The sequence below is a fragment of the Microcoleus sp. bin38.metabat.b11b12b14.051 genome (assembly GCF_013299165.1).
Taxonomy (GTDB): domain Bacteria; phylum Cyanobacteriota; class Cyanobacteriia; order Cyanobacteriales; family Microcoleaceae; genus Microcoleus.
This window is the reverse complement of record NZ_JAAFKD010000007.1, coordinates 122107-140215: the sequence shown is the minus strand read 5'-3', so window position 1 is coordinate 140215 and position 18109 is coordinate 122107. Positions and strand designations below refer to the sequence as shown.

Annotated in this window: 18 protein-coding genes and 2 tRNA genes; 14 read left to right on the top strand and 6 right to left on the bottom strand. The window is 45.5% G+C overall.

Features of this window, described 5'->3' with window-relative positions; all coding sequences use genetic code 11:
• Positions 1-93: 93 nt before the first annotated feature.
• Positions 94-1581 carry a DUF5009 domain-containing protein gene (locus QZW47_RS10275; protein WP_293126725.1) on the bottom strand — a complete coding sequence of 496 codons (1488 nt, stop codon included), beginning with the start codon at positions 1579-1581 and terminating at the stop codon, positions 94-96.
• Between the two features lie 38 nt (positions 1582-1619).
• Positions 1620-2531 (bottom strand): polysaccharide deacetylase family protein, encoded by a 912-nt coding sequence (locus tag QZW47_RS10270; RefSeq protein WP_293126723.1) that lies wholly within the window; start codon positions 2529-2531, stop codon positions 1620-1622.
• Positions 2532-2832: 301 nt separating this feature from the next.
• Between QZW47_RS10270 and QZW47_RS10265 the strand changes: the two genes are divergently transcribed.
• From QZW47_RS10265 to QZW47_RS10230, 8 genes are all read left to right on the top strand, one after another.
• Positions 2833-3561 carry a glycosyltransferase gene (locus QZW47_RS10265; protein ID WP_293126721.1) on the top strand — a complete coding sequence of 243 codons (729 nt, stop codon included), beginning with the start codon at positions 2833-2835 and terminating at the stop codon, positions 3559-3561.
• Positions 3554-4330: a polysaccharide deacetylase family protein gene (locus tag QZW47_RS10260; protein ID WP_293126719.1), complete on the top strand. Its 777-nt coding sequence runs from the start codon at positions 3554-3556 to the stop codon at positions 4328-4330. Before QZW47_RS10265 ends, QZW47_RS10260 begins: the two co-directional genes overlap by 8 nt.
• Positions 4331-4355: 25 nt before the next feature.
• Positions 4356-5984 (top strand): DUF2079 domain-containing protein, encoded by a 1629-nt coding sequence (locus tag QZW47_RS10255; protein WP_293126717.1) that lies wholly within the window; start codon positions 4356-4358, stop codon positions 5982-5984.
• Positions 5985-6142: 158 nt separating this feature from the next.
• A complete protein-coding gene (locus QZW47_RS10250; protein ID WP_293126715.1) occupies positions 6143-6811 on the top strand; it encodes a DUF3318 domain-containing protein in 669 nt (222 codons plus the stop codon).
• A gap of 388 nt (positions 6812-7199) precedes the next feature.
• Complete coding sequence (locus QZW47_RS10245) at positions 7200-8198, top strand: anti-sigma factor antagonist (protein ID WP_293126713.1); 999 nt, start codon at positions 7200-7202, stop codon at positions 8196-8198.
• A gap of 670 nt (positions 8199-8868) precedes the next feature.
• Positions 8869-9306: an ATP-binding protein gene (locus QZW47_RS10240; RefSeq protein ID WP_293126711.1), complete on the top strand. Its 438-nt coding sequence runs from the start codon at positions 8869-8871 to the stop codon at positions 9304-9306.
• Between the two features lie 169 nt (positions 9307-9475).
• Positions 9476-10744 carry a WcaI family glycosyltransferase gene (locus tag QZW47_RS10235; protein WP_293126709.1) on the top strand — a complete coding sequence of 423 codons (1269 nt, stop codon included), beginning with the start codon at positions 9476-9478 and terminating at the stop codon, positions 10742-10744.
• Positions 10745-11010: 266 nt separating this feature from the next.
• Positions 11011-11157, top strand: a complete 147-nt coding sequence (locus QZW47_RS10230; RefSeq protein WP_293126707.1) for an element excision factor XisH family protein — start codon at positions 11011-11013, stop codon at positions 11155-11157.
• Positions 11158-11399: 242 nt separating this feature from the next.
• Here QZW47_RS10230 and QZW47_RS10225 read toward each other — a convergent pair whose 3' ends face one another.
• Positions 11400-12284: a DMT family transporter gene (locus QZW47_RS10225; protein WP_293126705.1), complete on the bottom strand. Its 885-nt coding sequence runs from the start codon at positions 12282-12284 to the stop codon at positions 11400-11402.
• A gap of 9 nt (positions 12285-12293) precedes the next feature.
• Complete coding sequence (locus QZW47_RS10220) at positions 12294-13616, bottom strand: Na+/H+ antiporter NhaC family protein (RefSeq protein ID WP_293126703.1); 1323 nt, start codon at positions 13614-13616, stop codon at positions 12294-12296.
• 168 nt (positions 13617-13784) lie between these two features.
• Here QZW47_RS10220 and yqeK point away from each other — a divergent pair, with 168 nt between their 5' ends.
• The 6 genes from yqeK (at position 13785) to QZW47_RS10190 (ending at position 16951) form a co-directional block, all read left to right on the top strand.
• Positions 13785-14420 carry a bis(5'-nucleosyl)-tetraphosphatase (symmetrical) YqeK gene (gene yqeK / locus QZW47_RS10215; RefSeq protein ID WP_293126702.1) on the top strand — a complete coding sequence of 212 codons (636 nt, stop codon included), beginning with the start codon at positions 13785-13787 and terminating at the stop codon, positions 14418-14420.
• 137 nt (positions 14421-14557) lie between these two features.
• On the top strand, positions 14558-14983 hold the full coding sequence (rsfS, locus tag QZW47_RS10210) for a ribosome silencing factor (protein WP_293126700.1): 426 nt from the start codon (positions 14558-14560) through the stop codon (positions 14981-14983).
• Position 14984: 1 nt separating this feature from the next.
• Positions 14985-15485, top strand: coding sequence for a CGLD27 family protein (locus QZW47_RS10205; protein WP_293126698.1), 501 nt, complete (start codon positions 14985-14987; stop codon positions 15483-15485).
• A gap of 128 nt (positions 15486-15613) precedes the next feature.
• Positions 15614-16567 (top strand): asparaginase, encoded by a 954-nt coding sequence (locus tag QZW47_RS10200; RefSeq protein ID WP_293126696.1) that lies wholly within the window; start codon positions 15614-15616, stop codon positions 16565-16567.
• Positions 16568-16727: 160 nt separating this feature from the next.
• A tRNA-Met gene (locus QZW47_RS10195) sits at positions 16728-16804 on the top strand.
• 70 nt (positions 16805-16874) lie between these two features.
• Positions 16875-16951 (top strand) — tRNA-Met (locus QZW47_RS10190).
• A 270-nt stretch (positions 16952-17221) separates the two neighbouring features.
• Here QZW47_RS10190 and QZW47_RS10185 read toward each other — a convergent pair.
• Entirely contained in the window at positions 17222-17410 is a 189-nt protein-coding gene (locus tag QZW47_RS10185; RefSeq protein WP_293126694.1) for a DUF2949 domain-containing protein, read from the bottom strand.
• 234 nt (positions 17411-17644) lie between these two features.
• On the bottom strand, positions 17645-18028 hold the full coding sequence (locus QZW47_RS10180; RefSeq protein ID WP_293126692.1) for a hypothetical protein: 384 nt from the start codon (positions 18026-18028) through the stop codon (positions 17645-17647).
• Between the last annotated feature and the right edge of the window lie 81 nt (positions 18029-18109).

The following is an 18109-nucleotide window of genomic DNA, read 5'->3' as shown; positions in this document are numbered from 1 at the left end:
CCTTTTTAAGGGGGGTTAGGGGGGATCTTTCTTAAGTAAACCGTATTGAATTATATTTACCAAACGTGAAGATGCTCTCGCTCTTTAATTATCTCACGTCCTCAAAAATAGTTTTAACCTCGTAAACGCCACCACAATTAAAGCTAAAATTCCCGTATATCCAAAACCCCTCAAAAACCCCATGAAGGGGTCTGTTGAAGTCATTTCAATAATCACGGGTTCCCATTGATTTAACACTAGAATCGGCCAGATGATATTGGCAAATCCCGCATAGCCAATCATCGGGTTCACCCCGTTATCAATAAACAACTGCAAAAACCATTTTTTCTGAAACACATCGATAATTATCATTAACCCAATCAACAGCAAAATCGCCATTCCAGTAGTTACGAAAAAGTAACTCATCGTCGCTGAATCTTTCTTAATTCCACCTTCATAAGGCTCGAACAGCAAACCCAAAACCAGCCAATAAAAACCCCATTTGTAAAGGCGATTAAAAACATTTTCCGTGACATTCCCAGGCTTGCTCAACAAAACCAAACCGCACAAACACAGCACCACGGTCACTAATCCAGTTTGCCACAGCAATCTAGCTTGCAGTCCAATTAACAAGACTAAATTGACAGCAAACATCAAAACCATAATGCTGAAATAGCGCCAACTCTTCCAGCGAGCATAACTCGCTTCTTCCGGCGCAGAATACTCTATCCACCTACCCAGTAAATCCCCAACAATTGTACCTGGAATCACCACAAACAAATACTTTAAATAATCAAATTGAAACAGCCAAGGTGCAGGAGAGTACAGCCAAACCAGCTTAATCCAACCGTCATCGTGAGAAGACAGCCGCGCCGCCAACAGCAAGCCCAAAAATCCTACTCGCAACCACACATTTGAACGAGTAAATAGCCAAATTATCGAGCCGAAAACGGCCACATTTGCCAGTACCATCAAGATAATATCGCTGCGGTTAAAAGAAATTCCCCTACCGTCGGGATACTTGATGTGAGATATGAAGCCAATCCCGGCACTCCAAGCAGCAAGGGTTAACCCTTTACGCAGCCACGCCGACCACTTTTGGGGCCAGCGAACATACATCAAAAATAATATGACAAATCCGCACAAAGCCAGCCACCACTTTTGGGGGCTGGGTTCGTCGGGGTTAATTGTAGTTGGGCGAATGTGTTGAAGAAATATCGCAAATGATGCTAAGAAAAAGCCTCTTTGGAAAATAGAGAAAATAACTTTTTTTGTATCCCATCCTTTGGCGATACGGCGCGACAAAGCTAGGGGTATGGCGGCGCCCATTGCAAATAGAAAGAAGGGGAAAACTAAATCTACCCAGGTTAATCCTGGTAATTTGTTATTAAAAACGTGGTCTGGTGGTGGTAATTGAGCGTGATACATCCACGCTGGTAAGGTTTTGCGGGCTATTGTACCTGATAAAACCATTGCTAAAACTGTTAGTCCGCGCAGCGCATCCAGCGCCTCGGCGCGTTGCGAAACCGCAGGAATTGCCAAAAGCTTTTCGTTTTTTACGGTATCTTGTGACTCTGATGTTGTGTATTCCAATGCACTCACCGATTCTTTTTTAATAACTATATATTAGTCGAGCAAATTTATTTGCCTATCAATTTGCGTAGCCAGCTTCCTGAAGCGAGGCTGCTGAGTCTTTTTGCGGAGTGTTTTTTGTTGACTGTTAACCTGGAAATTCGGTATTTGTCGGGTGGAAAAGACCGCAGTTTTAATTTGAGACTGTCGTATAAGTATCCGGATTTGTAGTAGTTCGCAACATATTTGTCAACTTGTTTGTTGACAGCGCCAAACGGGTAGGCTATGTGTGAGGCGACTATTTGATTTGGGTCTAAATCTTGGGTGCATTTCCTCAGTCTAATTTGGTCTTGAGATAGTTCTCTGTCTAATGCTGTCGGAGAGATTTTTGTGAGGTTTTCGTGATTCAGTCCGTGGGATTGAATATCATAATATCCTTTTTGCATTCCGTCTCTTAAGTCTTGACAAGTTACTTTTTTTATGAGTGAATCTTGACGCCCTAAAAAGCCGGAGTTGACGAATACAACTACTTTAGTTTTTTTGCCGTATTTTTTTTCGAGTCTTTCTAAAATCGGCAGTAAGTGCGTATAAATGCTTTTGTTGCCATCGTCAAAGGCAATCATAACTTTTTTGCGATCGCGATATTCACTCGGCACCGGCTTTTTGGGATTGGCGATGAAATACTCGTAAAGCTCTTGGGTTGACAAAAACCAATAGTTATGGCTAACTAAGTCCTCTAAAAAAGGTTCCAAATTTTGCTGACTGTAGTCGCCGGGAAAGTCTCGGCGCTGCGGGGGTATTTCCTGGGGATTCCGAAGGTCAACTATATCGTGAAAGCCGAAAATCGGAATTTCTACTGTGATGATTTCTAAGATTACTTGATACGTGATGAAAGTTAGGAGGAATGCTAATAAAAATTTAATAATCCGTTTTTTTTGGGGCGTCATATCAGGTTTGAAATACTCCGGCCATTTGTTCATTAAATAATTTACCATTGACAATTACAACCTCATGAGGTATATAGTTCAGGCGGTAGTATGAGGGTTTTTGGGGCCCTGGTGCTGGGTTCGTCTAGATTGTCGATCGCCCGTATCCGTCTTAAAGATGAGCTACGGCAAGTCTACCATGATACAATTTAGGGCGATCGTACTTTTCGTGCCACCCGGGCCCAAAGTTGACGGTGCTTATTTTGTGCCGGGATTTTTTATAAGTGATGTCTTTTACTTGTGATTTAGCGCCCAAGGTGGTAGCATATTTCAGCGAAAGCCTGATGCAATAACCATGATGAAAATCGCAGTAATTCTGCCTGTTTACAACGAAGCAAATTGCATAGAGCAAACCTTTGACAGAATTTTAGAATTTTCTCAAAAAAGTCATGCTTACAATTTTATCATTGTTAATGACGGCTCAACGGACAATACCCTAGAAATTATACAAAATAAACTTAAAGCTTTCCCCACACATCATATCAAACTAATTTCTTACAGCAACCGTCAAGGAAAAGGATATGCCGTAAAAAAAGGATGCGAAGATGTAGACGCCGACTGCATTTGCTTCATGGATGGCGACTTAGCATACTCCCTCGAACACCTCGATCCCTTAGTAGAAAAATTAGAAAAATTTGATGTCGTGATTGGTTGCAGAAATCTCGACAGAGAAAACTTCCGAAATCTTACCTTACTCAGAAAAATAGCAGGCAAAATATTTAACTTTATTTCCCGAATCATCCTCAATCTAAAATATAGAGATATGCAAGCCGGACTCAAAGGCTTTAAAAAAATACCAGCCCAAGAAATATTTAAAAGACAAACACTTGCCGGGTTTTCATTTGATGCAGAATTGCTATTTTTAGCCCAAAAAAAAGGATATACAATTGGTGAAATTCCCGCCAAGATTTCCCAACAACACCTTTACAAACTTTCTCAAGTCAATATACTGCAAGATTCCCTACAAATGCTGAGCTGCTTGTTTAAAATTCGCTCCAACGACCGCGCAGGCTATTATGAATAAATCAATCTTGTTGAGCTTTGACATAGAAGAATTTGACATTCCAGAAGAATACGGTCAACCCCTGGAAGACGAAATTAAATTTGAAATTTCTAGCGGAGGATTGTCAAATGTTATGGTACTTCTCGATAGATTAGAGATTACAGCTACATTTTTTGTCACAGCCAACTTTGCACTCCACCACCGAGATACCATCAGAGAACTTTCAAAACACCACGAAATCGCCTCCCACGGCTTTTACCACTCTCAATTTTGCGTTGAAGATTTACAAAAATCTAAGGAAATCTTAGAACAGATAACCAATACTCAAGTCACCGGATTTAGGATGGCAAGACTTCAGCCAGTTGACGATATAGAAATAGAGAAAGCAGGCTATGAATACAACTCGTCCATGAATCCCACCTACATCCCCGGCAGATACAACAACCTATCTAAACCCCGAACTGCATATTATACCAATAAATTGCTCAACCTTCCCATTTCAGTTACTCCTCTAATCCGATTTCCCTTATTTTGGTTGAGCTTTAAAAACTTCCCACTGTCAATGATACAATTAGCAGCCGAGATCACCCTGGAAACAGACTCGTATTTGAACATCTACTTTCACCCGTGGGAATTCACAGATATTTCCCAGTTTAAATTACCCGGCTACGTCAAAAAAGATTCAGGTAGCAAAATGGTTGACAAACTAGAAAAATACCTTACAAAGCTGAAAACCCAAGGAAAATTTATTACTATTTCCGAATTCCAGCACAACTTCAGTCAACCTTAGAAAAATATCGGGTGCAGTAAAAACCATGAAATTTAAACCTCTGGACTCCTGGAACAGTCAAACAGGATTGCGTCAAGTTACAATTCTAGCAACCATATTTTTTATCGTAGTTTTAATTTTTAGCATAATCCGCTATGAAAGCTTGCTATCAACCTACGACCACGGCTTATTTAACCAAGTATTCTGGAATAGCGTACACGGCAATTTTTTTCAAAGTTCAATGTCCTCTGCCGCCTCCAGTGCATCGCTGATGGACAGACAACTGTCATACCCATCTTACATCCATTTAGGGCAACACTTCGTCATAGATTTTTTGATATGGATGCCCATTTATGCCTTATTTCCATCTCCTATTACCTTGATTGTTTTGCAAGTAGCTTTAATTGCAGCCGCGGGAATAGTCCTGTACTTTTTAGCAAGACATTATCTATCTGTGCCGGTGTCAGTAATGATAGTAGCCAGCTATTACGGAGCCAACGGTGTTATAGGCCCGACGCTAGGAAATTTTTACGAACACTGCCAAATTCCTCTATTTATATTTAGTTTGCTTTTAGCATTAGAGAAGCAGCGGTGGTCGCTTTTTTGGCTGTTCGCGCTGTTAACATTAGGCACTCGCGAAGACGCTGGAATTAGTTTATTTGGCATCGGAGCGTATTTAATTGTCAGCCGCCGCTATCCCCGGGCGGGCTTGGCTTTGTGCGCTCTCAGCTTTAGCTACGTGGTGTTTGTAACTAATACCATCATGCCGATGTTTTCGGCTGACAATTCCCGGCTGTACATCGCTAACTATTTTAGAAAATTCGTCAAGACAGAGAATCCGTCAACTCTAGAATTGCTGTGGGCAATTCTCACCCAACCTCAGATAATTGTTGAAGTGTTTTTTAAAGATGCGAGCAGGCGCATTTTATATCTTTTAGGTCACTGGTTGCCGCTAGCTTTTGTACCTGTTATCACTCCTAGTGCCTGGTTAATGACTGTTTTTCCTTTAATGGTTCTGCTGCTGCAAGTTTTTAATCAAGCTGCTACTTCTATCAACACTCGCTACACCTTTGCTGTAATTCCTGGCTTGTTTTACGGTACAATCCTGTGGTGGTCGCAGCATCAAGATAAATTTCAACCTCGCTTCCATCGTTTCTGGATTGGGTGTATTGGTTTGTCACTCCTACTTACATACACTTCTAATCCGGGTCGAGCTTTGTATTTTATTTCTCCTTACTCGTTCCAACCTTGGGTTTATCAATCTTTGCCCGCTCAACTCGGACACGCAGCTAATGTCAAAAAAGTCTTTAGTTTGATTCCTCAAGATGCTAGCGTTTCGACTAGCGGTTATATAGTTTCCCACCTTTCGGGTCGCCGGAATCTCATCCGTTTAGAAGTGATGCAGATGAAAGATGAAGCGGGAAAAGTGGTGGCGGTAGATTATGCGCTGTTAGATTTGTGGCAGTTGCAGCAAAATAATTTAAAAGCTCCGATTGACCGAGGTAGAGTTAGGGGGGGAGTCCGTTTTACAGACGAAGCTCTGCGGATTGGTGCTTACGGAATTGCTGAAGTATTGGACGGGGTGGTTTTAGTTCAAAAAGGTATAACTTCTAAGCCGGAAGTTTTGGCTGCTTGGTCGAAATTGCGGCAAGAAATCGCACCGTTGATGAAATAGTCTCAAGCACAGGATCGATCGGGGGCGAGCGACTAAAATCAAGTAAAGTTGCCAAAAGGTCGATCGACCCCGGTAGCTAGACTATATTTGGATTCAAGGTTTGCTATACTCCAGAAATAGACACGTATTAACCTTTGGAAAATCAATAGGCCGGAGCTATGACATCCTATGCAACCTCTACAGCAAGAGCCGAGATGAGTGAGATCCGGCGCTTGAAAAACATACTGCCCCCAGAACTCCAAAGTTGGGTAACAGTAGAAAAAACAATAGAAGTTAATCCCACCCTGATCCGCAGCGAAGAAATAGGCAAAGACCAGGTAGAGATACAGATAGACTTGATCCGCTGGGAACAGCTAGCTACGGATCAGCGCAATCTCCTATTCTGGCATGAAGTCGCCCGAATTCAAAATGACACCATCCCCAGAGACGGTTGGGAAATGGCAGCCCTCGCGATCGGTTTAGGCGGCGCCGTCGGCGAACTTTGGGTGCAAGACGGCTTGCTACTGGTACTCGCCCTATCTTTGTGCGGCGTCTCCGGCTGGAGACTTTACCAAAAAAACAACGGAGAGAAAAGTTTAAAAGAAGCAGTAGACGCTGACGAAAAAGCCCTCGCCCTCGCCACCCGATTCGGCTACACCCTCCCAAATGCCTACAAAAGCCTCGGCAGCGCTTTAAAAACTTTAATCGAGCAAACCTCCAAAAAACAGCAGCGGGCTAAATACGAAGCTCGTCTCCAGGCCCTAAAACGCAACGCAGCTAAGGCAAAAGCCAAAGTCAAACCCATCACTCGCGAAACCTCCCAGTCAGAAAACGTCTACAACTCTTAACTTGCTCCCCCGACTTTTGGTGGGGGGTTTTCAAATTAACGGTTAACTGTTGACTTTTTTGTTAACTCTTAACCGTTAACTTTTCGCGGTTCGCTGCGGTAATAATTTGTACTGAATTTAAGTTCTATATTTGGATGACCATCCAAAATGGTCAAATCCTCTCCCACTCTCTCCCTCTCTCTATCCAATTTTGGGGCAAAAATAGCGACTGATAGACTCAAGTGAACCCTTCCCTGTAAAATCGGGGCGATCGGCGATCTAATTTTTACGGGTTTTTGTAAAGTTTGTATAAAGCTGGCCTTTTGATCGGAACAAAATTTGGTAAACGTGAAGCCGCTAAGACAGAATAGGCTAAAGACATCAGCTTGAAATTTGAAACTAGGACTTCATGGTCAGCCAAACCCCAGAGGCAGATTTTCGGGTTACATACTTGGACGAGATTCCCTCGGTTCACATACCCGTGCGCTTGAGCGTACTTGAAGCCGTAAACTTTAAGACAACCTGCCAGCAACTTTTCTCTGGAAGCACCGTTCCCAGCAAAATTGTCCTAGACTTCAGTCAAACGACATTCATTGACAGTAGCGGAATCGGTGCTTTAGTCAGCAATCTGAAATTTGTCAAACAGCGCGGCAGCGACTTGGTGCTCCGAAGCCTCAAGCCCCAGGTGATGGCAGTATTTGCTCTCACCAGCCTAGATCAAGTCCTAACCATCGAGCAGCCTTCTGCAACCTCAACTTCTGTAGACACCAAATCCTCAGACAATCAGCTACCGATGACGCACCCCTCCGTGCAATCGCTGGTGAAACGTCTGATAGACATCGTTGGCGCCATCGTCGGTTTGGTGATTACGGGAATTTTGCTCGTACCCATAGCGGCAGCCATCACGATTAACGATCCGGGCCCGATACTTTTTGCACAAACCCGCTGCGGCTGGATGGGGAAAAAATTTCGGATTTGGAAATTTCGATCGATGTGCACTAACGCCGAAGCCATGAAAGCCCAAATTAAAAACCAAGCTTCCGGCGCATTTTTCAAAAATGACAACGACCCCCGGATTACCAAAGTCGGGCGCATCTTGCGTAAGACGAGTCTCGACGAACTGCCGCAGTTTTGGAACGTCCTCAAAGGCGAAATGAGTCTAGTCGGAACTAGACCCCCTACTCCAGACGAAGTTGAGCGCTACGAAGTCCCTCAGTGGCAGCGTTTGGATGTCAAACCTGGGATGACTGGCGAATGGCAAGTCAATGGTCGCTCTAAAGTCCGCGATTTTGAAGATGTCATTCGTTTAGATTTAAAATATCAGCAAGAGTGGAGCCTGATGTATGACCTGAAACTAATTGTTAAAACCATAACTGTGCTGTTTAACAAAAATAGTGGGGCTATGTAAGAGCCATCAACAACTCACGGCTGAACTTTGGTGTTGCTGTTGGCGGCGGGCGACGGCAACTCGAAACAGATACGCAAGTCAAGCAGGCGATCGATCGCGATACCTGCGCTAGCATTAAGTGTTAAAATTCACACAGAAAATGCGCTGCTAGTTGCCAGGTCAAGAATCAGAGCAGGAATTAGCAATTTGCGAGTTCGAGGTCGCGATCGAATCACCGCAGCAGGGTTTTCGAGGACTACAATAACTCACACGTGTTGAGAAAAGTATCGACTACTAACACAATCGCAGCTCAAATCTATGCCTCACAAGCTGACCCCGCCTAAAAACGCATAGTGGCTTTCCAAATGCTGCCGCGGATCGCCCAAAAGTTTAGACTCAAGTTCGGGCTCCTTTGATTCATCTGTGGAGTCAATTTTAAATGGAAAATCTCAAATCGACTGATTCGGGAATTTTCCCTATTTAAACGCCCTACCGAGGCGAGTTACAGTATCGGAAGTCTCTCATGTACTGTGCGAGTAAATGGTGCGAAAGGAATGCTCACCTTGAGGCAAAACGGGCTTCTTCAACTCAAGCTTGACTTAAGTAATATGTTGCCAAGACAGAGCCCTCCTTTTCCTCTCCAACCTGCGCTGACGGCAGCGCAGGTGGGGGCCGACCAGGGGGAAGAAAGATGAAAGACAAGCAACCAAAGGGCGAGTCGCACCTTCAGGTTGAAACAGACCTCAAGGCTTTAACATCCGTTTTGGAATGGTTGGAGAATATCGTTTTGCCCATGCTACCAGAGGATTTCTGGTGGCAGTGCCGGCTGATAATCAACGAAGGCTTTACAAACGCTGTCCGCCATGCTCACCATAACTTGCCCCCTGAGACGCCGATCGACATTGAGGTAAAAGTGTTTGCAGATTACTTAGAAATTAGGATTTGGGACAGGGGTCAACCCTTCAATCTCGAAGCAAAGCTGCACTCGATCATGCAAGAGCAGCGCGATCCTTTGGACAGAGAAGGAGAAAGGGGACTTGTATTTATGTACAAGCTCACCGACGAGCTTGGCTATATTCGTACCGATGATAGCTGCAACTGCCTGGTAATGCGCAAAAACCTTACCTGAGGGCTTCTGGTGCCCGCCTGAGTCAGGGCGGCTTCTGTGGCAAAAACTGAAAAGTTTTCGCGCCGCCCCCCAAAGAGGCTCCCCAAAACCCAACCACATCCCGTGCAATTGGGCGGGTGCAGGCGAGACGGCACGCGGCGGCTCGATAATTTGCTTCAAACTAGATATTATGCGTATTCTAATTTATTCCTATAACTACTATCCAGAGCCGATCGGCATTGCCCCCTTGATGACAGAACTAGCCCAAGGCTTAGTCAAGCGCGGGCACCAAGTTCGAGTCGTCACCGGAATGCCGAACTATCCCCAGCGCCGGATTTATCCCCAATATCGGGGCAAATTCTACCTCACCGAAGAACACAAAGGCGTGACAATTCAGCGCAGCTACCTGCGCGTCAACGGCCCCCATCCCAGCCTGTTAGACAGGCTTTTGCTAGACGGCAGTTTTGTCGTATCCAGCGCCGTCCAAGCCTTCAGAGGCTGGCGTCCCGACGTGATTTTCTCGACAATGCCCCCTTTACCGATTTGCGTGCCGGTCGCCTTTTACGGAGCTCTTCGCAATATCCCGATCGTCCTCAACGTACAGGATATAGTCTCAGAAGCAGCAGTGCGCGTCGGCTTAGTCAAGAAAAACGGAATGCTAATTCAAATTGCTGACGCCTTAGAAAAATTTGCCTACAGCACAGCCAGCCAAGTCAGCGTCATCGACAGCGGTTTTGTCAGCAAATTGCACTCTCAGGGAGTACCGCCGGAAAAAATAGTTTGCCTTCCCAATTGGGTTGATGTTAACTTCATTCGCCCCTTACCAAAACAAAATAACCCATTTCGTGAAACCCACAAACTCAATGACAAATTTGTGGTTCTCTATGCGGGAAATATTGCGCTCACCCAGGGTTTGCAAACAGTGGTCAAAGCAGCGGCCCGTTTGAAACACATACCGGAAATTGCTTTTGTAATTGTCGGAGAATCAACAGCCCTAGCGCGCTTGCAACAAGATTGCGAAACTTACAAAGCTACTAATGTAATGCTACTGCCCTTTGAACCCCGAGAAAAATTGCCCGAAATGTTAGCTGCTGCCGATGTTAGTTTAGTCGTACAAAAGCGCCGGGTTACTAACTTTAATATGCCTTCAAAAATTCAAGTGCTTCTTGCTAGTGGCCGGGCTATTTTAGCTTCGGTTCCTGAAACTGGTACGGCCCACAAAGCAGTGCAGCAAAGCGGTGGTGGGGTGGTGGTAGCGCCGGAAGATCCGCAGGCTTTGGCGGATGCTGTGGAGGATTTGTTCTTAAATTGCGATCGGGTGGATGCGCTGGGCGAGCAAGGCAGAAAGTATGCTGTGGAGAATTACGGATTTGAGGAAGCTTTGAATCATTATGAGGCTTTGTTTACGGCGGTAGCGGCGAGTCATGCTGAGAAAGTCTTGGCACCTTTGCCCAAGTAATTAGAATTAGTAGTAGGGTGTGTCGCTCTGCGAAAAATCTATGAATTCTATCGACAATCTCATAGCGACGCACCGGGGTTCTTTAAGCAGTAGGGTGTGTCGCTCTGCGAAAATCTATGAATTCTATTGACAATCTCATAGCGACGCACCGGGGTTCTTTAAGCAGTAGGGTGTGTCCCCATGAAAATCTATGAATTCTATTGACAATCTCATAGCGACGCACCGGGGTTCTTTAAGCAGTAGGGTGTGTCGCTCTGCGAAAATCTATGAATTCTATTGACAATCTCATAGCGACGCACCGGGGTTTTTCAATAACTAATGAAGTTAAAAATTCTTTGCTCAAAGATGATTGGACAATTATGGCTGACTCCTATTTTATCAAAAATGAGGATGCGGAGTTATACTATTTATAAAAAGTCTTACTAAAAAAAATGGGTTTCTTTATTCAAATATTGTCGCTTGGTGCGTCGCCATGAGATGGTCGATAGAATTCACGGCTCAAGAATGGCGACACACCCTACACAAACTGGGAGCGGACTCAAGTCCGCACTACGAACCCGATCGCGCGTGCGGTTATATCGATCGGACACGATATTATTTGACATAATAATATAATTCATTGTTGCGGCAGATTATGAATTTTTGTAAGGCTTGATTAAGTGCGGTTAGTAATCATAATGCCGCAGACGATCGCCAACGTACTAAGAATATGCACGAACGAAATCGCTTCACCGAGAAACAGCCACGCAGCAATACCGCTAAACACCGGAATCAAGTAATAGATTAAAGCTGTGCGGTTCGGGCCAATTAGGGCGATCGCCTGATTCCACGCCAGAAACGCCACTACCGAAGAGAGCACCCCCACATAAAGTAACCCTAGGACGATCGCAGGATTGAACGCCACAGGCTGATAAATCCAACATTCCAGCGCATAGAAGGGCGATAAAAACAACAGCCCCAAGCTAAAAGTACAAAAAGTGAAAGTTGTCATCCGCAGGTTGGGCGGCTTGCGCTTTACCAGCATCGTGTAGCCAGCAAAGATTATAGATGCTAACAGCATATACAAATCGCCGATCGCCAACGAAATACTCAGCAGCCTCTCTAACGAGCCTCCCGCAATTAACAATACAACACCGCTGACGGCGATCGCAATACCGACGGCCCGCGTTAAGGAGATAGTTTCTCCGTAAAAAAAACGAGACATAAGTACAATAAAAACCGGGGAAGAAGTGGCAATTAACGCCATATTCACCGCTAAGGTTGTGTGGCCAGCAACGTAAATTAAAGTGTTAAAAGCAGTTACGCCTAATAGTGCCGATACAGTCAAGTAAGCAAGATTTTTTTTGATCAATTTCCCGTCATGCACAGCCGCCCGCACGGTGAAGGGAGCCAAAGTTGCCACAGCAATCGCCCATCGCCAAAAAGCTAAACCCATCGGCAAAATCTCCTGATTCAAAGCCCTAGCGACGATGAAGTTTCCCGCCCAAATCACCGTCGCAACTACTGCCAAAAAATAACCAATTGATATTTTATTATTCATTTAAATTTGTTAACTTTCTTGAAGTGGTTTAGCCCGTTTCATTTGAATTAAGTTAAATAAAGGAATGAGATACAAATAAAAAGCATAAGGGATAAAATCTGAATTGACACCCAAGACAGTTGCAGGCACTAATCCGGCAATATTCCACGGAATTAAGGGAGCAATCACAACAGCAGTATTTTCCAAGTCGAGAGCAAGTTGATAATCATCTAATCCCTCTTTTCGGTATTTTTTCTCAACTAACTGATGAGTCAGGATGATAGCTATAGCTTGGGTGCAGCCAAAGGCGGCTGATAAAATGCTGATGATTGTTGTTCCCAAAAACAAATCGCTTCTCGATCGAGCTTTGTTGAGATAAACTTCAATAAAATCTAGCGTTTTCGTTCCCGCAAAAATTCCGGCAAATGCTGTCGATACAATCACAACTGTTGAAACTTTGAGCATCGACAAAATCCCTCCTCCCGCCACAATATCTTTTAAACTAGAAGTTGATTCTAGCTTAAATCCAGCGATCGCAAATTGCAGAATATCGATCGGCGAATAACCTTGCACGAAAATGGCGATCGCACTTCCGGCAATTATACTAACAGTCATGGCAATTTTGACTTCTACTCGCAACACACAAAGGATTAAAATTGTCAAGGCTGGCAGCCAAGTTATCCAGTTAAGATTGAAGGCTTCTCCAAGGTCAATAGTGAGGTTGTTGCCAGCAAATTCAACGGGATTTGTTAGGGATAAAATTAAATACAAAATGCTGGAAACTATCAGCGGGTAAAAAGCTGTTAGCGCCATATTTTTGAGGTTAGTATAAATTTCTGTACGGGTAATTGCGGCAATCAAATTAGCGCTAGAAGACATTGGAGAACACCGATCGCCAAAATAAGCTCCGGCAATAATTGCTCCGGCGATCGTATTGGGATTGACAGCGCTGCCCTTGGCTGCGATCGTTAAAGCAATGCCGATCGTACTCACAGTGCCAAAGGAAGTTCCCAGCAGCACAGAAACCATGCTAGTTAAGACAAACGCCCAAAATATAAAATACTGAGGGCTAATTAATTTGATGCCCCAATATACGAGAACTGGAACCGTCCCCGCCGCCATCCAGACGGCCATGACTGCCCCGATCAACAGTAAAATACCGATTACTGAAAAAGATTTTTGACTTCCAGCAACAGCCATTTTGATTAAGCTGTTTAGTGGAAATCCCCTGTTCAATAAAATAAGAATAAAAATTGCCAGAGAAGCTAGCAGCGGATAAACGACAAAATAACCTTTAATGGCACTAACTAAAAGTAGAAAAAATGAGATAATTAGAAAAAATAGCAAATCCATCAGACTAATTGTTGAGGTAGGGGAGAGTTTTGAATATTCAAGCAGCTACCATAAAATATAACGTAACTGCCAAAGAGCCGATCGCCCAATCACCCCAAATATCACCACACCGCAGTCTATTAAAACAAAACGCTAAAATAGTAGCTCCTACAATTTTGGAGTTAATATTTGACACTTGCACCCACACGCGAAAACGTCCTAGGTTGGCTCTCACACCGCGTTCCTGCCGCCCGCATCACACATATCCTCGGAGTCGAACAGACGGCAGGAGACTTGGCTCGCCATTACGGCCTGGATGAAGCAAAAGCCCGATCGGCAGGACTGATGCACGACGCAGCAAAATACTTTAAACCCCAACTGCTGCTGCAAATGGCTCAGAAGGAAGGTTTAGAGTTAGACTCAGTATTGGAAGCACACCCGCACCTGCTCCATGCAGACGCCAGCGCGATCGTCGCCAGAGACGAATTCGGGGTGGTCGATCGAGAAATTTTGGACGCAATCGCCAATCACACCCTCGGCAGACCAAACATGAGCCAGCTCAGTTGTGCCGTATTTATCGCAGACGCTATAGAGCCGAGCCGCGGCAACACACCCGAACTAGCAGCACTGCGCGAGACAAGCTGGCAAAATCTCTATGCAGCCGTGTGGCAAGCTAGCGATTATTCTCTCAAATATTTGCTAGAAACTCGCTGCTACATTCACCCGCGCACCATACTTACCCGCAATTGGGCTCTCTCAATGGCTCGCGAATCGCCCAAAATAGGAAATTCGACAGGAAAGTCGATCGGACAAATCACAAGTTAACAGTAAAATTTATCAGCAATCCTGTACTTACTTTTGGCTTGAATTTAACTCGTATTTCCAGTCTAAAACTGCCAACAATCGATCGCGTCAAAGTACCCATTTCCCTTTACTCTCTCAACTAGGAACTTAAACACTTAATGTCAGATATAACCCAACTCGAATATTCCAGAACTCAGTCCACAGTAACCGACGCCACATCCCCAGACGAAGCGCGCGGCTTGATCGTAACGGCTGCACAAGCTGCCGATGACCGCAAAGCAGTTGATATTGTATTGCTGGGCGTGGCAGAAGTGTGCTATTTGGCTGACTACTTTGCGATCGTCACCGGATTTTCCAACGTGCAGGTACGAGCCATCTCCCAAGCCATCGCCGACCAAGTAGAAGAAGAATGGGGACGCTTGCCGCTGCGTACACAAGGGCTATCAGACGCCAGTTGGGTCGTCATGGACTACGGCGACGCGATTATCCACATCTTTAAACCTCAAGAGCGCGAATTCTACAATTTAGAAGCGTTCTGGGGACACGCCGAACGAATTGAATTTTCCCCCGCAGAGGAACGCTGATGTGAAAAACGCTTCTATTTCTATTTGTCCTGTTCCAGAAGAACAGCGCCCCCTTAATGAATACCAAGAACTTACAGAATCCTGGTTTTTTAGCTGGGTAATTCTCGACTGGCCCGCATATCTGGCCAAACTCGCCTGGGTATGGGCTTGGAGTTGCTTGGTATCCGGGCCGATAGCTGCTTCTAGCTTTGCTCCCCTCAAGTATCCACTTCAGTTTGCCCTGTGCGGTGCTGCTGGTGCCGGTTTTATTCTAGGATTAGCTTTGCTGCGACTTTACTTGGGTTGGTTCTACGTGCGATCGCGCCTATCAAATCCCACAGTCGTCTACGAAGAGTCTGGCTGGTACGATTGTCAATCTTGGCCTAAAACTCCCGAAGTATTAGCTCAAGACAAGTTGATTGTCAACTACGAACTAGAACCAATTCTCAGGCGTCTGAGGCAGACATTTTATGGTTTGACAGTATTGCTGGTTGCCGGGGGACTAATTTGGAGTTGTTTGTAATCGTTCATGGTAAAAGGGAAGTTTTGAGTCGTAGGGGCGGTGCCCCGTGCCCGCCCCGTTGCGACATAGGGGATCAAAATTTCCACGGGCCCCAATCTAAAATCTAAAATCTAAAATCTAAAATTGATATGACAAGGGGAAAACGAACCCAAGCTCCCGAATTGGAAGTCACACTGCTGCGCGAAGGCATTCCAGAATCTAGACATCGCGCCCAGGCCGCTGTCTGCGACAAACGCGGCCGCGTTCTTTCCGTTGCCGGTAACTCGGAAACGGCGGCATTTATCCGTTCTTCTCTCAAGCCTTTTCAAGCTTTGGCTGTGACGGCGAGCGGGACTTTGGAACGCTACGAATTGACCGATCGAGATTTAGCGATTATTTGCAGTTCCCATCAAGGTACGATCGAGCAATCGCGACAGGTGTTTAACGTCCTGTGGCGCTGCGACATTGACCCATCTAAACTCCAATGCCCCATTCCCGAAGGCAAAAAGAGCGCCCTGCAATACAACTGTTCCGGGAAACACGCCGGAATGCTCGCTGTGTGCCAGCAACTGCACTGGCCGCTGGAAACTTATTTGCGCCGCAAACATCCCGTCCAGCAGCTTATTTTGGGCAAGGTGGCTGACTTGCTCGCCATGCCTGCCGAAGAGTTTATCAGCGCTCGCGACGACTGCGGCGCTCCTACCTATCTGTTGCAGTTGGGACAAATGGCGTCTTTGTACGCTAAATTAGCCTCCGGCGACAATGTGGATATGGAGCGGATTGTGCGCGCTATGACTCACCACCCGATGATGGTTGCCGGTGACGGTAGATTTGACACGGAACTGATGCGCTTGACTCAAGGGGAATTGGTGAGCAAGTCCGGCGCCGAAGGAGTGCAGTGCATCGGCCGCGTTGGTGAAGGTATGGGCTTGGCAATTAAGGTCGCCGATGGGGGCAAGCGCGCTCAGTTTGCTGTGGCGATTCACTTGCTCAAGCAGTTGGGCTGGATTACTGCGACGATCGCCGAAACTCTTTCCGACACTTACCTAACTCTCAGCGATTTTAAACGCTTGGAGGTGGTCGGGGAAGTTTCGATGCTCTAAGTTGTTCTGCATTTAAATTGTATATCTAGCCTCCCTCTCCCCATCCGATCGATACTCTGAGACGATCGGAGCAACCCCTCCCACCATTTAAAATTTTTTTTTGACTTAGGGGTTGCAATTTCTAGAAAGATGTGTTTATATTAGAGAGTAGACAAAGCGACGCGGGATAGAGCAGCCTGGTAGCTCGTCGGGCTCATAACCCGAAGGTCAGTGGTTCAAATCCACTTCCCGCCACCAACTTAAAACAATCCCTACAATCTTAACGATTGTAGGGTTTGATTTTAGAGAACAAAGATAAACAAAGCGACGCGGGATAGAGCAGCCTGGTAGCTCGTCGGGCTCATAACCCGAAGGTCAGTGGTTCAAATCCACTTCCCGCCACCAAATTCAATCAGACAAGCCCCGGAAACCTAAAAGTTGCTGGGGTTTGTTTTTTTATAGCGTCTGCTGCCATAACAATAGGGACATAGCAGTGCTGTGTCCCTAGTGCATATTTGAATCTTACCCAAAGGTAAAAAATTAAACAGAACCTCAACCTCAACCTCAACACTCAACCCTATACTTCTCGACGACCGTTGGTGTAAGCTTTATTTGTCAAAAATCTACAATCCGATATCCGATATCCATATTTGTCAACTGGGGATTTGGGCATTGCTAAGCCCCCTCAGCTTCCAGCCAATCAAAAATTAGCTCTAACTGTTCTAGGGTGACTAACCCGTACTGCCACAGAACCATGGGCAGTTGGCCGGCATCTTGTTCGTCGTGTCTCAGAGCAACGGCGATCGCAGAATTCGATATCGCCAACTCCCCCCGCAAATAATCGATCAGTTGAGCCTTTCCCATGACCTTCAACGCCAGTTTTATGCGCTATTGTAAAGATACGTATCTAATCGGGCTGGATCGGATGTTTGATAGCCCCAATTATAGGTTGCGAATAAACCCTCTCCTGTGATGGAAGCCGCACAAAACTTGTGATAAAAGTTAGGGAAAAAAGCGATCGCAGTCACAAGAGTTCCGATCGTCGAAAATTGGGTTGGGCGATCGATGGCTGGCTGAAAGTTAATTAAATTAAAACTACTAAAGTCCAAGCAGAAGCTGAACTCCCGCTTCTGTACCGCTGTCGCTAGGTTTGATGGGCAAGGGATTTCCTTGGCGCTGGGCGTCGGAAGGAGTAGTGATAAATTCCAATTCCGGGCCGACTTTCAGGCGAAACGTATCCGCCAAGCTGCGCTCCCGAATAGCAGCATTAGCCGCCGTTTCTGATTCGCCAATCAAGTTTTGGTAGTCCGAGTCTACGGTTCTGTCTTCCACATTCCTGAGGGAATCCCCAGATAAAGTAGTTTCTGAATTTTGGGGCGCTGGTTGCAGTCTGGGTTGGGCGATAACCGCCGGGGTGAAACCGATAAAAATTGAACTCAGTCCCAGAGCAGTGCCAATACTTGCAATAACTGCTTTCATCATCCATACCTCCGCGGCGTTGCATCCTACTATGGTTATTGTACCTAGCTGGAATTAACTTGTGCTCTATCAAAAGTAGCTGGT